Origin of the sequence: Erwinia sp. MYb416 (genome assembly GCF_037479575.1) — a bacterium.
GTDB lineage: Bacteria > Pseudomonadota > Gammaproteobacteria > Enterobacterales > Enterobacteriaceae > Erwinia > Erwinia rhapontici.
In genome coordinates this window covers 1,040,056-1,054,184 of record NZ_JBBGYT010000438.1, presented here as the reverse complement: position 1 = coordinate 1,054,184, position 14,129 = coordinate 1,040,056, and the positions used below count along the sequence as shown (strand labels likewise).

The 14,129-nt window shown below is 51.8% G+C and carries 16 protein-coding genes; 13 read left to right on the top strand and 3 right to left on the bottom strand.

The genetic code is table 11. The annotated features are described in order from the left end of the window. Positions 1–46: 46 nt before the first annotated feature. From fliJ to WH277_RS14435, 11 genes are all read left to right on the top strand, one after another. On the top strand, positions 47–493 hold the full coding sequence (fliJ, locus tag WH277_RS14485; RefSeq protein ID WP_133842896.1) for a flagellar export protein FliJ: 447 nt from the start codon (positions 47–49) through the stop codon (positions 491–493). Continuing rightward, entirely contained in the window at positions 490–1,791 is a 1,302-nt protein-coding gene (locus WH277_RS14480) for a flagellar hook-length control protein FliK (protein WP_159337069.1), read from the top strand. The genes fliJ and WH277_RS14480 overlap by 4 nt, the downstream gene beginning before the upstream one ends. Positions 1,792–1,939: 148 nt before the next feature. After that, on the top strand, positions 1,940–2,422 hold the full coding sequence (gene fliL, locus WH277_RS14475) for a flagellar basal body-associated protein FliL (RefSeq protein WP_133842892.1): 483 nt from the start codon (positions 1,940–1,942) through the stop codon (positions 2,420–2,422). Positions 2,423–2,431: 9 nt separating this feature from the next. After that, complete coding sequence (gene fliM / locus WH277_RS14470) at positions 2,432–3,439, top strand: flagellar motor switch protein FliM (protein ID WP_133842890.1); 1,008 nt, start codon at positions 2,432–2,434, stop codon at positions 3,437–3,439. Beyond that, positions 3,432–3,833 carry a flagellar motor switch protein FliN gene (gene fliN, locus WH277_RS14465; protein WP_133842888.1) on the top strand — a complete coding sequence of 134 codons (402 nt, stop codon included), beginning with the start codon at positions 3,432–3,434 and terminating at the stop codon, positions 3,831–3,833. The genes fliM and fliN overlap by 8 nt, the downstream gene beginning before the upstream one ends. Then, positions 3,834–4,223, top strand: a complete 390-nt coding sequence (fliO, locus tag WH277_RS14460; protein WP_133842886.1) for a flagellar biosynthetic protein FliO — start codon at positions 3,834–3,836, stop codon at positions 4,221–4,223. Continuing rightward, positions 4,220–4,957 (top strand): flagellar type III secretion system pore protein FliP, encoded by a 738-nt coding sequence (fliP, locus tag WH277_RS14455; protein ID WP_133842884.1) that lies wholly within the window; start codon positions 4,220–4,222, stop codon positions 4,955–4,957. Before fliO ends, fliP begins: the two co-directional genes overlap by 4 nt. A gap of 15 nt (positions 4,958–4,972) precedes the next feature. After that, a complete protein-coding gene (gene fliQ / locus WH277_RS14450) occupies positions 4,973–5,242 on the top strand; it encodes a flagellar biosynthesis protein FliQ (RefSeq protein ID WP_133842882.1) in 270 nt (89 codons plus the stop codon). Further along, the gene (gene fliR, locus WH277_RS14445; RefSeq protein WP_133842880.1) at positions 5,242–6,027 is read left to right on the top strand and encodes a flagellar biosynthetic protein FliR; all 786 of its coding nucleotides are present in this window, start codon (positions 5,242–5,244) and stop codon (positions 6,025–6,027) included. The genes fliQ and fliR overlap by 1 nt, the downstream gene beginning before the upstream one ends. Before the next feature lie 654 nt (positions 6,028–6,681). Continuing rightward, the gene (rcsA, locus tag WH277_RS14440) at positions 6,682–7,317 is read left to right on the top strand and encodes a transcriptional regulator RcsA (RefSeq protein ID WP_133842878.1); all 636 of its coding nucleotides are present in this window, start codon (positions 6,682–6,684) and stop codon (positions 7,315–7,317) included. Positions 7,318–7,477: 160 nt separating this feature from the next. Beyond that, positions 7,478–9,190: a methyl-accepting chemotaxis protein gene (locus WH277_RS14435; RefSeq protein ID WP_133842876.1), complete on the top strand. Its 1,713-nt coding sequence runs from the start codon at positions 7,478–7,480 to the stop codon at positions 9,188–9,190. A 55-nt stretch (positions 9,191–9,245) separates the two neighbouring features. On the opposite strand, the gene dsrB is transcribed toward WH277_RS14435, so the two are convergent. Together dsrB and WH277_RS14425 are read right to left on the bottom strand one after the other, a co-directional pair. Further along, positions 9,246–9,434: a protein DsrB gene (dsrB, locus tag WH277_RS14430; RefSeq protein WP_133842874.1), complete on the bottom strand. Its 189-nt coding sequence runs from the start codon at positions 9,432–9,434 to the stop codon at positions 9,246–9,248. A gap of 71 nt (positions 9,435–9,505) precedes the next feature. After that, entirely contained in the window at positions 9,506–9,664 is a 159-nt protein-coding gene (locus WH277_RS14425) for a YqaE/Pmp3 family membrane protein (protein WP_133842872.1), read from the bottom strand. A gap of 691 nt (positions 9,665–10,355) precedes the next feature. On the opposite strand from WH277_RS14425, the gene WH277_RS14420 reads away from it, so the two are divergent. Together WH277_RS14420 and WH277_RS14415 are read left to right on the top strand one after the other, a co-directional pair. Beyond that, positions 10,356–11,159 carry a mannosyl-3-phosphoglycerate phosphatase-related protein gene (locus WH277_RS14420; protein WP_133842870.1) on the top strand — a complete coding sequence of 268 codons (804 nt, stop codon included), beginning with the start codon at positions 10,356–10,358 and terminating at the stop codon, positions 11,157–11,159. A gap of 27 nt (positions 11,160–11,186) precedes the next feature. Beyond that, positions 11,187–12,407 (top strand): glycosyl transferase, encoded by a 1,221-nt coding sequence (locus tag WH277_RS14415; protein WP_133842868.1) that lies wholly within the window; start codon positions 11,187–11,189, stop codon positions 12,405–12,407. On the opposite strand, the gene dgcQ is transcribed toward WH277_RS14415, so the two are convergent. After that, positions 12,404–14,056: a cellulose biosynthesis regulator diguanylate cyclase DgcQ gene (gene dgcQ / locus WH277_RS14410; protein ID WP_133842866.1), complete on the bottom strand. Its 1,653-nt coding sequence runs from the start codon at positions 14,054–14,056 to the stop codon at positions 12,404–12,406. The genes WH277_RS14415 and dgcQ overlap by 4 nt on opposite strands. Positions 14,057–14,129: the final 73 nt, after the last annotated feature.

The window sequence follows — 14,129 nt, the reverse complement described above, 5'->3', positions numbered from 1 at the left end:
GTCGCATCACGCCCTGTGCCGTGATGCCGCCTGACTGGAGGGCTTTATGACAAAAACAGTCTCAGCCATTGATACGCTGCGCGATCTGGCGCACAAAGATGTGGAAAAAGCCGCCATTCAGTTAGGTGACGTGCGTCGAGCGCAAAAACAGGCCGATGAGCAGCTCAACATGCTGCTCAATTATCAGGACGAATACCGCAAGAACCTTAACAACACCATGAGCGAAGGGATAGCCAGTACCCGTTGGTACAACTATCACCAGTTTATTCAGACGCTGGAAAACGCGATTGAGCAACATCGTCAGCAACTGCTGCACTGGAATACGCGCGTGGAAAATGCATTGCGCCTGTGGCGCGACAAACAACAACGGCTGCACGCCTACGAGACTCTTCAGTCACGCGCGCTGGCTACCGCCCTGTTACAAGAAAACCGTCTCGATCAGAAACGGATGGATGAATTTGCCCAACGGGCATCATTGAGGAAAGGCGAATGATTACCTTACCAACTGCGGTCACGACGACGGCAACCACCGGCAGCGCGAAAGTCAGCAGCACCGGCGACAGTACTCTCGACAGCACCGGCAGTGAATTAACGGTGGGTGGGGAGACCTCGCAGCAGGGCTTCCTGACGCTTTTAGGCAACCGCCTGCTCTCCCTGGCCCAACAGGGTGGAACGGGTGTGGCAGTCGATGGCGTCGAGGTTGCAGCCAGTGATGACGGCAAAGAGGCTAAGAAGCCGGGCATCAGCGATCTGCTGGCCGCTCTGGATAAGCCCGATACGCTGACGGCCCTCTTGCAGCCGCAGCAGGCAAAAATCGCTACCAAAGACGATGTGGCAACGGATGAAAAAGAGGCACCTGCGGTGACACTCAGCGACAGCGATCTTCAGGCATTGCAGGCGCTTTATGCCATGCTGCCGAACAACGCCGCCGTTCCGGTTGCCAGTGCTACGGCAAAAAATAGCGATCTGCTCACCGCTGGGCTTAATAAAAGCGATAAACAATCGACGCTGAATGCGCTGAGTGCGGCCCTGGGTAAAGTGACAACGGAAGAAGGGGATGCCACTAGCGCAGACGCTAAAAACAGCAATAACGCCCTTTTGGTTCCCGTTAGTGCAAAATCTTCTGACGGCACGGGCACAGGTAAAGCGTCGGTAAATCCAGGCGCGGTGACTCTCGACCCGGCTTTTCAGCAGGTTATGAGCAACGTCAGCAAAGATATCGATAAAGAAAATTCAAGTTCTGCCCCTACCGCGACGATAACCAATAATGTGATCAGTACCGCGTCTTCATTACTTACCCCGACGTCAACCTCGATGGTAAGTGCACCGGCAACTCCTCTGCTGAATTCTCAGTTGGGAAGCCCGGAATGGCAGCAGGCACTGGGACAACAGATCCTGATGTTCAGTCGCAACGGGCAACAGACCGCCGAGTTGCATCTGCATCCGCAGGACCTGGGCAGTATCCAGATCAGCCTGAAACTGGATAATGACCAGGCCCAGCTGAGTATGGTGTCAAATCAGAGCCAGGTGCGGGCCGCACTGGAGGCAGCATTGCCTCAACTGCGCGCCTCTCTGGCTGAGAGTGGCATCAACCTGGGTCAAAGTAATGTCAGTAGCGATGCGTTCCAGCAAGGCCAGTCTTTTGCTGGTCAGCAGGAACAGCAGCGCAATAACAACGGAAGCCCGTTTAGTCTTGCTACAGAAAATGACAGTGATGTGACGCCAATTGCCGTTCCTGCCGCCCTGCAGGCGCGCGCAGCCGGCTCCAATGCTGTTGATATTTTCGCCTGACGGCAACAAACGCGTAAGCTGATGGCAAAACTCGCGTCTTTTCTGCCTATTGTTTGGCGCAAGACGCGGGATAATTTGTCATAACGCCGTGGGACAGTGGATTACGTGGCACCGCCCCCGAAAATAATCACAGGAAGTTACAGCTAATATGACTGATAACGCTAAAGCCAAAAGCGGCAAACGTAAGCTCCTGATACCGGTGTTACTCATTGTGACTCTGGTCGCTTGCAGCGTGGCGGGCTATACAGTCTGGCGCATGATGAAAACTCCGGCAGATGCCGCTGCGGCAGCAAAGCCGGAGCCGCCACCTGCGCCGGTGTTTTTTGCTCTGGATACTTTTACGGTTAATTTGATCAACCCAGATAACGACCCGGATCGTGTGCTGTACGTGGGCTTTACGCTGCGTTTGCCAGACGAAGAATCGCGTCGTCGTATGAATGATTATCTCCCGGAAGTCCGTAGTCGTCTGCTGCTGTTGCTTTCACGTCAAAGTGCCTCGGCGTTAGCGAATGAACAAGGCAAGCAGGCATTAGTAGCACAGATAAAACAGGTACTGGCACCTCCGCTGGTGCAGGGACAACCACAGCAGGTCGTGACAGATGTCCTCTTCACGGCCTTCATTCTGCGGTGATGGATATTTATGGGCGATAGCATTCTTTCTCAGGCAGAAATTGACGCACTACTCAATGGCGACAGCGATAGTGCGACAGAAGATAAGGTCAGTAGCGGTGGCGAGAGCGACATTCGCCCCTATGATCCCAATACCCAGCGCCGCGTCGTTCGTGAGCGTCTGCAAGCACTGGAGATCATTAACGAACGTTTTGCGCGTTCTTATCGTATGGCGCTGTTTAATCTGTTGCGCCGCAGCCCGGATATTTCGGTCGGCGCGATCAAGATTCAGCCATACCATGAGTTTGCCCGCAATTTGCCGGTGCCAACTAACCTTAACCTTATCCACCTCAAGCCGCTGCGTGGCACGGCGCTGGTGGTTTTCTCGCCGAGTCTGGTGTTTATCGCCGTAGATAACCTGTTTGGGGGTGATGGCCGTTTCCCGACGAAAGTCGAGGGACGTGAATTCACCCACACTGAACAACGCGTCATCCGTCGTATGCTGAAGCTGGCGCTCGACTGTTACAGTGAGGCCTGGAAGCCAATCTATCCGCTGGATGTCGAGTACGTTCGTTCAGAGATGCAGGTGAAGTTCACCAACATCACCACCTCACCTAACGATATCGTGGTTACCACGCCGTTCCAGGTTGAGATTGGTAACCTGACCGGTGAGTTCAATATCTGTATTCCATTCAGCATGATTGAACCGCTGCGTGAAACGCTGGTGAACCCACCGTTAGAAAACTCTCGCAGCGAAGATGAAAACTGGCGTGACACGCTGGTGAAACAGGTTCAGCACTCTGAGCTGGAACTGGTGGCGAATTTTGCCGAAGTATCGATGAGAATTTCACGTCTGCTGGCCTTGAAGCCTGGCGACGTATTACCGATTGAAAAACCGGACCGCATTATCGCCCATGTGGATGGCGTGCCGGTGTTGACCAGCCAGTACGGAACGCTGAATAAGCAGTACGCTCTGCGCGTGGAACACCTGATCAACCCGATTTTGAATTCGCTGAATGAGGAACAGCCCGATGAGTGATACGAATAAGCCGTCCGATGACGACATCTCTGCGGACGACCTGTGGGCTGACGCAATGAATGAACAGGTAAAATCCTCTTCCACCGACAGCGTATTTAAATCGCTGGATGTGGGCGATGTGTCCGGTTCTCTGCAAGATATCGATATGATTATGGATATCCCGGTCAAACTGACCGTTGAACTGGGCCGTACCAAAATGACAATCAAAGAGCTGCTGCGCTTGTCGCAAGGTTCGGTTGTCGCACTGGATGGATTAGCGGGTGAGCCACTGGATATCCTGATTAACGGTTATCTGATTGCTCAGGGTGAAGTGGTCGTGGTGGCCGATAAGTATGGCGTACGCATCACCGACATTATTACCCCGTCTGAACGTATGCGTCGCCTGAGTCGCTAAATGAATACCACGCAGCAGCAGCCGGTCATCCCACAGCCGGCCATTTCAACCGGCTCTATGCTCACTCAGGTGAGTGGCGTGCTGGCAGCGATTATTATTCTTATTCTCGCTTGTGCCTGGGTGGCAAAACGCTTCGGCTTTGCTTCACGACGCAGCGGCAGTCAGACACTGAATATCAGTGCAAGCTGCTCGCTGGGTCAACGTGAACGTGTCGTGATTGTCGACGTTGATGATGCGCGTCTGGTGCTGGGTGTTACTGCACAGCAGATTACCCATCTGCACACGCTGCCTGCCAAACCTCAGCAAGAGACATCCGACTCTGCGGAACCAAAGCCCGATTTCCGTCAGGTTCTCCAGTCATTAATGAAAAGCGCCGGGAAGAAAAAATGAAACGCACCCTTCCACTGCTGCTGCTCGGCCTGCTGATGCTGGCACCTGATGTTTATGCCCAGTTACCGGGCCTGATCAGCAAACCAATGGCCAATGGCGGCCAGAGCTGGTCACTGCCGGTACAGACACTGGTATTTATTACCTCGCTGACCTTCCTGCCAGCCATCTTACTGATGATGACCAGCTTTACGCGCATCATTATCGTATTTGGTCTGCTGCGAAGTGCACTCGGAACACCGTCTGCACCACCGAACCAGGTTTTACTGGGTTTGGCGCTGTTTCTGACCTTCTTTATTATGGGCCCGGTGTTCGACAAAATTTATACCGATGCCTATCAGCCGTTCAGCGAAGACAAAATCAGCATGCAGGAAGCCATTGAGAAAGGTTCCCAGCCGCTGCGTGAGTTTATGCTGCGTCAGACGCGTGAGGGTGACCTGGCGCTGTTTGCCCGTTTAGCCAACACACCGCCAATTGCCGGCCCCGAAGCCGTACCGATGCGTATTCTGCTGCCCGCTTACGTGACCAGTGAACTGAAAACGGCGTTCCAGATTGGTTTTACCGTTTTTATTCCGTTCCTGATTATCGACCTGGTGGTCGCCAGCGTATTGATGGCTCTCGGGATGATGATGGTGCCACCAGCGACCATATCGTTACCCTTTAAGCTCATGCTATTTGTGCTGGTCGATGGCTGGCAGTTGCTGGTCGGTTCGCTGGCCCAAAGTTTCTATTCCTAACGCGGAGCCACGACAATGACACCTGAATCGGTAATGGTACTGGGGCATGATGCCATGTTGATTGCGCTGGCACTGGCGGCTCCGCTGCTGCTGGCTGCGCTGGTCAGCGGTTTTCTTATCAGCCTGTTGCAGGCAGCAACCCAGATCAACGAACAAACGCTCTCCTTTATTCCTAAGATCCTGGCGGTTGTCACCACTATCGTGATTGCCGGTCCATGGATGCTGAATCTGGTGCTCGACTATATGCGCACCCTGTTCAGTAACCTGCCGTATATGATCGGATAATGATTCTTTTTGACAGTAGTCAGCTGTTGTTCTGGATAAGTCAGCTATTCTGGCCCCTTGCCCGCGTGCTGGCTTTGATCATGTCTGCGCCGTTACTGAATGAAAAATCCATCAGCCGTAAAGTCAAAATCGGGCTGGGCGTGATGATTACCTGGGTACTGGTGCCTTCCTTACCCCCGACTACCGTTACATTATTCTCCGTCGGTGGTTTCTGGCTGCTAATCCAACAGATACTGATTGGCGTATCGATTGGTTTTACCATGCAGTTTGCTTTTGCAGCCGTGCGCACAGCGGGTGAAGTGATAGGTTTGCAGATGGGGTTATCCTTTGCCACCTTCTTCGATCCAAGCAGCCGCCTGAATATGCCGGTGCTGGCACGCTTTCTGGATATGCTGGCCATGCTGCTGTTTCTGTCGTTCAACGGTCATCTTTGGCTGATTTCGATGGTTGCTGACAGTTTTCATACATTGCCCATCGGCGGGGAGCCGCTTAACGGCAATGCGTTTATGGCCCTGACCAAAGCTGCAGGCCTGATTTTCCTTAATGGCATGAGATTAGCGCTACCGTTAATTACTCTGTTACTCACCTTAAACCTGGCCCTGGGTTTGTTAAACCGCGTTTCACCTCAACTCTCCGTTTTCGCTATCGGCTTCCCTGTCACCTTATCAATCGGTATGGTGTTCATTAGCCTGATGATGCCGCTGCTAGCGCCCTTCTGCGAACATTTGTTCAGTGAAGTGTTCGACTTGCTGGCTACGTTGCTCAGTGAATTACCCGGCAAGTAAACTTACCTATTCTCATTTTTGTGCAAAGTTATTGTTAAGCGTTGAAAATACATCTGTGTATTTTTTGGGCCATTATTTGCAGAATGTCCTTAAGGAAATTCTGATAAATGCACTAGCACGATGAAAATCATTCTTATTAAAACGCACTTAGCGTATTTTATCCCCTCAAACCGATGATTTGTTGCGAAAGAGTTAACGGTTAAAAAACACTCAAATAACTGTTTTTTATGGGAATTTTATTTTTCGCGGTTTTTCTTGTTTTAAAATACATTTTCCGGCATTGTCAATGCACTCCGCGAGTCCACACTTTCGGGAAATGAATGTTTTTAAGAATCGTCCTATCAGAGTTTTCTGTTTTCTGCGCGATAGTGTGTCGATGCAGGCAGAAATCTGCGTCAAATGCTGTGTTAAGTCAGATCGCTAAGCGGAACCTCTGCTTTTGCACTGACCCTGGTACTCAGACAGGTTTTCACCTCGTCAAAACTCAAACTACCTGTCAGCAAGGATGAATTAAGTACCCTCGCCGTCAATGGCAAGCTTTGCTAACGCTGGGTAAATATAACAAGACCGTGAAACAGAACTCTTGCTCTCGTACCGAACGCGCGTAATTCATCGTTGATTTAAACGTATAACAAATTGGTGAGGGTCGCTATTATGCCAACGATTATTATGGATTCATGTAACTATACACGGCTAGGTTTAACTGACTATATGGCAGTGAAAGGGGTTAAAAAGAAAAATATAACCTCAGTTAACGATATTGAGCAGTTACAAATAAAGTGTCAGCAGCTTCAACCCGGCGTTGTTTTTATTAATGAAGATTGTTTCATTCATGAATCCGATGCAAGCCAACGGATCAGAAACGTTATTATGCAGCATCCTGATACGTTATTTTTCATTTTTATGGCCATCTCTAATATCCATTTTGAGGAATACCTCTACGTTCGTAAGAATCTGATTATTACATCAAAATCGATAAAGCCGTCGACCCTGGATTCATTACTTAGCACGTACTTTCAAAAGAAACTTAATCTGTCACCTCGCTATTCTTCGGGCTTCGACGTACATCCACTGACGCTCAGTCAGACGGAGTCAAACATGCTGAAGATGTGGATGTCAGGTCATGACACCATTCAAATTTCAGATAAAATGCAAATAAAAGCGAAAACGGTGTCATCACACAAAGGTAATATCAAACGTAAAATAAAAACACATAACAAGCAGGTTATTTATCATGTGGTTCGTTTAACTGATAACGTTACCAGCGGTATTTATGTCAACGTAAGATAGTCATCCAGGGGAAGCGGGTACTCACCGGCTTCCCCGCCTCACATCAGATAATGCTCATTATGTGAGCCTGCTCCCACTTCCAGCCCTAATCCTTTTAGCCCGTATGCCGATGTTTTGTAGACGACCGGAGTATGACTTCGTCCCTATCTGACAGAGAGCAATGGATATGAAATCACAACTACAATCTCACGAACATCAGGCTATCAGCTTCTGGCAGCACCTGCGTCTGGTTCCGTTGTTCGCCGCCATCCTTGGTGGAATTTTGCTACTTTTTGCCCTGTGTATCGGCCTCGCCAGCTATTTTTTGATTCAGAGTAATCAGTCACTGAATGATGTGACGGAAGAGATTCAGGTACGTATGGCGCTTTCTAACAGTTCCAACCATTTACGTACGGCACGCCTGACCGTAGTCCACGCAGGAGCTTCCGCACGTATTGGTGAGATGGATGAGTTCAAAACCAACCTCGACAAAACTCAGGCACGCATTAAATCGGCACGCGAAAGCTTTAATGCCTATCTCAACCGCCGGGTAAAAACGCCGGCTGATGAAGCGCTGGATGGCGAGCTGAAAACCCGTTTTGAGGCATATATCACTCAGGGCGTCATGCCGATGGTAAAAAGTGCTTCCGATGGGAGTTTTGAAGGCGTTATTGCCCAGGAAACTGACTACACCCGCAAGCTGGACGATGCGTATAACGCGGTGCTGTTAAAAGCCATTAAGATCCGTACCGAACGCGCGGAAGCGATTAATGTGCAGGCCGCCTCTCAAACCCGTCTCGGCTTTATTATGATGGCAGGCGCGTTTGGCCTTGCGCTGTTATTAACCCTGGCGACCTTTATCTTCTTGCGCCGGGTGGTTATTACCCCATTACGCCAGGCGGTAGAACGCATTGAACATATTTCCCGTGGCGATCTGACCGCGCCACTGCAAAACTGGGGACGCAGTGAAATTGGCAGTCTGGGGAATAATCTGCAGCTGATGCAGCAAGCCTTAGTGAAAACCGTTGGCACCGTGCGTGAAGGAGCCGTAGCGATTTATCAAGGCTCCAGCGAAATATCAGCGGGCAATACCGACCTATCTTCCCGTACCGAGCAGCAGGCCTCGGCGCTGGAACAAACCGCCGCGAGTATGGAAGAACTGACTGCGACGGTGAAACAGAACGCTGAGAATGCTCATCATGCCAGCCAACTCGCCTCGGATGCCTCCGGCAAAGCACGCCAGGGTGGCGATATTGTCACTGGCGTGGTGAATACCATGAATAATATTTCCACCAGCTCGAAGAAAATTGCCGAAATCACTACGGTGATTAACAGCATCGCCTTCCAGACTAACATTCTGGCACTGAACGCCGCCGTTGAAGCTGCACGCGCCGGTGAGCAAGGTCGTGGTTTTGCCGTGGTGGCCAGCGAAGTTCGCAATCTGGCGCAGCGCAGCGCCGGTGCAGCGAAAGAGATCGAAGGACTGATAGCTGAATCGGTAGATTTGATCGGCAAAGGTTCGGCACAGGTTGGCCACGCCGGTAATACGATGGGTGAAATTGTTGATGCCGTCCGTCGGGTGACCGATATTATGGCGGAGATTGCTGCTGCCTCTGACGAGCAGAGTAAAGGCATTCAGCAGGTGAGTATGGCAGTGACCGAGATGGACAACGTCACCCAGCAGAATGCCTCACTGGTAGAAGAAGCGTCTTCTGCGGCGGCGTCTCTGGAAGAACAAGCGGCGCGTCTGACTCAGGCGGTATCAGCCTTTAAATTGAATGGTGCCGCAGCAGCCACGGTAAAAACCAGCAACACAGGCAGTCAATCCAAAGCATTAGCGGCTCCACGGCCTGCGCTGGCATCCACCAGCAATGACCACTGGGAAACGTTCTGAGTCGTTGATCACAGGGCGGAGGGGGGGCCGAAAAAGGGTCGCCCCGTACAGCAGATTACGAATGCGGCTCGACGAAAATGCCGTCGTCATGACCGACTTCATTAAAGAACCAGATCCCCAATGGGTAGTCCTCAAGCGCGACCAGAAACATAGTACCTTCACTGAAGTTCTCAACGGCCAGAACCGTACCTTCACGACGCGGTCCGCCATCCGTTTTCACTGTTACCCGTTCATTGACCTTCATAACCCCTCCTGCGCCATTTTTGGATGAGTTTAACCGAAAATCTCACTCTGCGCAGGCACTCACATCAATGATTAGCGACGGGCGATGACCCAGACAGCATGCACAATGCCCGGGATATAACCACATATCGTCAGCAGGATATTCAGCCAGAAGGCACCTGCAAAACCGACCTGCATAAACACACCCAGTGGGGGTAATAGAATCGCAATTACAATTCGTAAAAAGTCCATAAATTCTCCGTTATCTGTTTTATCGCACGGGATGACCCGCACAAAGAGTATAGCCAGTCTGGATTCACATCACTGTCTGCGGCGGGTAAAGCTGGGTAAAGCCTTATCCCATCAGGTTTTTTCACTTTCTTTACGATTCATAGTGAGATTTTTCACGGCGTAAACCCTTAGAATATTCTTACTGCGCCAACCCCAAAGGGGCAGACGGTGATGCCCACTCAATGGGCAGCACCTAAGTAACAAGGATTTTTGCCCGCGCAGCGCGGGCTTTTTTTTGCCCTGAATAATGTACATCCCTTCTGAATCCCTGACCTGATATCAATGGGCAAAAAAAATCCCGACCAAACCAGGCCGGGATAAAAGTGTTTCTCACAGGAAATGAAGTTCGTTACATCTGGGAATTCTTTAACGTTAGCAGACTAACCGATCCTCACGTTCGGATAAGTCTTAATACACCGCCTAATGTGTACAGCCTGATAATTTTCGTACAGCTTAAACGACGCTAAGCTGCACCACATCTGGCTTCTTCTTCCTACCGGGATAATCACGCCCGTTATTTAACACTGTTTTTTTTAAGATAATTCCTGGAGTGAGTGGAAGCCTTGCCTCAATCCCTTCCCTACCCTTCTCAATGCGATGGCTGAGCTATACTGACGGTTCTACTGCCAAATATCACTCTGAGGTAGGGCTTATGCCGACGTTGCAGGACCCACTGATGATCGTCACCGATCTCGACGGCTCGCTGCTTGATCACCACACCTACAGCTGGCAGCCTGCTGAGCCCTGGCTGGCGCGTTTGCAAGCGCACCACATTCCGCTGGTGATCTGCTCAAGCAAAACCGCAGCAGAAATCATTCCGCTACAGCGAGCACTGGGGCTAAGTGGCACCCCTTTTATTGCTGAAAACGGTGCCGTTGTGAGCGATGGTCATGCCCGTACGCCGTCACCGCATCTTCCTGAAAGCACCGTTAACTACGCGGCATTGTGCGGGCAGTTAGCACAACTGAAGCAGCAGTATGGCTTTAAGTTCACCGGTTTTTCTGATGTGAGCGAAAAAGAGGTTTCCGAATGGACGGGACTGACGCCGCATGATGCTGCTCTGGCCAGATTGCGCGAAGCCTCCGAAAGCCTTATCTGGCGTGACAGTAGCGAACAGTTCGCCCTGTTCCGCCAGCAGTTGGAGGCCCGGGCATTGACCTTAGTTCAGGGAGGACGCTTCTGGCACGTGATGCGGGAAGGCAGCGGCAAAGGCGCCGCACTGCGCTGGCTACTTCAACACACCCTGCAGGGAGACAAATCCCCCGTCACCATTGGACTGGGCGATGGCCCCAACGATGCGCCGATGCTGGATGCCGTCGATTATGCCATCGTAATCAAAGGCTACAGTAAAAATCCCATCATCCTGGAACGTCAGGATAAACATCATATCTATCATACCGCGCACTTTGGCCCCGAGGGCTGGAGCGAAGGGCTGACGCATTTTATCACTCAGTAAACTGAGGCGATTTTTAAGGGGTAAGCGATGAGCGATTTTTACCAGAATGGCGTGATAACGAATTTTCATAATCTGACCGGACGCTCCGTAGAGACGCTGGAAAAAGATCTGGTGCGCTTTTCGCGCAAGCGCAAAATGGGGTTGATCCTGCCATCACTCTTTTCCGAACTGGAAGGTCCAGCCCTCAGTCATATTGTCGATGAACTGGCCAAAGTCCCCTACCTGTCGGAGATTGTTATCGGTCTGGACCGCGCGGACCGCGACCAGTTTCTGCTCGCTCGCGAGTTCTTTTCACGTCTGCCACAGCGACATCGTATTTTGTGGAACGATGGACCGCGTCTGAAGGCGCTGGATGCGGAGCTGGACAAAGAGGGGCTATCACCTTCGCAACCGGGAAAAGGCCGTAACGTCTGGTTTTGCACCGGCTATACCCTGGCGTCAGACAAGTCGGCCTGCGTCGCCCTGCACGACTGCGATATTGTTACCTATGAACGGGGAATGCTGGCGCGCCTGCTCTATCCTCTGGCTAACCCCGGCTTTCAGTATGAGTTCTGCAAAGGTTTCTATGCGCGGGTAGCCGATAACAAGCTCAACGGTCGTGTGGGACGGCTGCTGGTGGGACCGCTGTTACGTTCTCTGCAAAAAGTATACGGTCACTCTGACTATCTGGATTACCTGACCAGCTTTCGCTACCCTCTTTCCGGCGAGTTCGCCATGCGCACGCATGTGCTCAACGGCATCAAGCTGCCGGGCGACTGGGGGCTGGAGATCGGCGTACTGTCAGAAATATATCGCAACTACACCACCCGCCAGAGCTGCCAGGTAGAGATCGCGGATAATTACGATCATAAGCATCAGCCACTGGCAGAAGAGGACGGCACTGGCGGTCTGAAGCGCATGAGCAACGACATTGTGCAGTCGTTACTGCGCAAGATGGCCACGATGGGAGTCAGTATCACCAGTGATTCCTTCCGCGTGCTGAAAGCGACCTATTATCGCAATGCGCTGGATATGATGGAAATCTACCACCATGAAGCGACCATGAATGGCCTGACTTTCGATCAACATGCGGAAGAAGCCGCCGTCGAAACGTTTACGCAGTCGATCCTTGATGCCGGACAAGCCTTTATTGAGCGCCCGAATGAGAAGCCGTTTATCCCCAGCTGGAGCCGTGTTCAATCGGCCTTTCCTGATATCATGCAACGCATTTACCAGGCGGTTGAAGATGACAACAGCGGGGACGTTTAAGGCCCGCTGCTGACGCAGTTACGGCCGGCGGCTTTTGCCTGATAAAGCCGGCCATCTGCCACCGATTGCAGGGTATCTATCTGGTACTCCTGCTGCTCTTCGCTGCTGCTCACACCCAGTGAGGCGGTCACCTTCAACGTATGAGTGGCGTCAATCAACACCTCTTTTGAGGCCAGCTTGCCGCGAATTCGCTCCGCTATTTCTACTGCCTCCTCAAGCCCGGTATCGGGTAAGACAATGCAAAACTCTTCGCCCCCTACGCGCCCCAGCACATCCACTTTTCGCACGGTCTGGGCAATGATGGCCGCTGCATGGGTCAACACCACATCGCCCGCATGATGCCCAAGCGTATCGTTCACCGATTTAAAATGGTCAAGATCGAGCTGAATCAGAGAAACAGGCTGCTGCTGACGTTCACAGAACGCTGACACGCGTTCCGCATGGTCGAAAAAGGCACTGCGGTTTAACAGGCGGGTTAAACCATCATAGTTCGCACGCCAGCTCAGGGTTTCCTGAAGGGTCAATAAGCGCCCGATCATCCGAATGATGGCCTGATGGGACGCCAGCAGCGTCAGGCTGAACAGCCCCCACATCAGCAGCAGTATCATCATCACCCGTCCCGCTTCACCCCGCAGCCCCTCATGCAGGGTTTGCACATTAACCAGCAGTCCGTCGAAGTTTTGTAAATGCATCCAGGTGATTAACTGCATTCCTGAACGGATTTGCCCACTTTGCTCCGGGGTAACCTGGCTGAAAATGCTGGCCACCTGTGCAGCATCCAGTCCGTGTTCGTTCAGCGGTTGACCATCCGAAATCGCCACCGCGTGTTGTTGGCTATCGAACAAGATGATGCTGCCGTCCTGCCACCTGGGCAAAGCGTGCTGTAAGTACCGTTGAATGACCTGGGTGGAAAAGTCCATCGCCAGAACGCCATACCAGTATTGGTCATGGTCGACGGGCAGAGCCACCGTCACCACATCACCTTCGTTATCAACGGAACGATAGGTTCCAGACCAGCGAAGTTTACGCTGCGGGTTTTGTTCCGGGCTGGCACTGAGGAAATAAGGGCGGTTGATAACGCTGCTGTAACTTGTCGCCGTCTCGGCATGATCGTCAGGCACAGAACTCAGATAAAAACCGGCGCGCGAGATATACCAGAGACGGTAGTGGAAATCCTGTTGAGGATTGTTGAACTGCAGGATGTAGCTCATCTCCAGCGCGGCGGTTAGCTCATCGTTCAGGCGCTGTGGATCGCTGCGGTCGAGTAATGGCAGGCGCTGTACGGCAGCATCAGAAATTCCGGAGATCGGTATGCTGCGCTCGGTATTAATAGAGATGCTCCACAGCGGACTTTGCCGCTCGCCGGCAAAGACGGTTAACGCATCACGGGATTTATCGGTTTCCAGCGGATCGCCAAGCGCATGGCGCAGCATATTACGAAAGAAGAACATCTCATCAATACTTTGCTGCCACTGCCGCTCAAGGCTGCTGCCCGCCTGAGTCAGCCAGGCACGCTGGGTGGTTTCATGTGACGATTTCAGCACTATCGCTTCATGCAGGGTTAAAATGCTGGAGAAGGCAAAGACAATCGCAAAACAGAAATGAACCATGTTTTTAGGCCGAAAGAAACGCGAACTTTTGTCAGGCATCACTTAAGCATTCTCCGCCGCTACTCTTCTTGGTTTTTACACAGTTTAGACCGCTGCCTACTGCGCAGCCAGC

Excerpts from the sequence above, each read along its gene's own strand:
- fliJ (WP_133842896.1), top strand. The coding sequence starts at position 47 with ATGACAAAAACAGTCTCAGCCATTGATACGCTGCGCGATCTGGCGCAC.
- WH277_RS14480 (WP_159337069.1), top strand. The coding sequence starts at position 490 with ATGATTACCTTACCAACTGCGGTCACGACGACGGCAACCACCGGCAGC.
- fliL (WP_133842892.1), top strand. The coding sequence starts at position 1,940 with ATGACTGATAACGCTAAAGCCAAAAGCGGCAAACGTAAGCTCCTGATA.
- fliM (WP_133842890.1), top strand. The coding sequence starts at position 2,432 with ATGGGCGATAGCATTCTTTCTCAGGCAGAAATTGACGCACTACTCAAT.
- fliN (WP_133842888.1), top strand. The coding sequence starts at position 3,432 with ATGAGTGATACGAATAAGCCGTCCGATGACGACATCTCTGCGGACGAC.
- fliO (WP_133842886.1), top strand. The coding sequence starts at position 3,834 with ATGAATACCACGCAGCAGCAGCCGGTCATCCCACAGCCGGCCATTTCA.
- fliP (WP_133842884.1), top strand. The coding sequence starts at position 4,220 with ATGAAACGCACCCTTCCACTGCTGCTGCTCGGCCTGCTGATGCTGGCA.
- fliQ (WP_133842882.1), top strand. The coding sequence starts at position 4,973 with ATGACACCTGAATCGGTAATGGTACTGGGGCATGATGCCATGTTGATT.
- fliR (WP_133842880.1), top strand. The coding sequence starts at position 5,242 with ATGATTCTTTTTGACAGTAGTCAGCTGTTGTTCTGGATAAGTCAGCTA.
- rcsA (WP_133842878.1), top strand. The coding sequence starts at position 6,682 with ATGCCAACGATTATTATGGATTCATGTAACTATACACGGCTAGGTTTA.
- WH277_RS14435 (WP_133842876.1), top strand. The coding sequence starts at position 7,478 with ATGGATATGAAATCACAACTACAATCTCACGAACATCAGGCTATCAGC.
- dsrB (WP_133842874.1), bottom strand. The coding sequence starts at position 9,434 with ATGAAGGTCAATGAACGGGTAACAGTGAAAACGGATGGCGGACCGCGT.
- WH277_RS14425 (WP_133842872.1), bottom strand. The coding sequence starts at position 9,664 with ATGGACTTTTTACGAATTGTAATTGCGATTCTATTACCCCCACTGGGT.
- WH277_RS14420 (WP_133842870.1), top strand. The coding sequence starts at position 10,356 with ATGCCGACGTTGCAGGACCCACTGATGATCGTCACCGATCTCGACGGC.
- WH277_RS14415 (WP_133842868.1), top strand. The coding sequence starts at position 11,187 with ATGAGCGATTTTTACCAGAATGGCGTGATAACGAATTTTCATAATCTG.
- dgcQ (WP_133842866.1), bottom strand. The coding sequence starts at position 14,056 with ATGCCTGACAAAAGTTCGCGTTTCTTTCGGCCTAAAAACATGGTTCAT.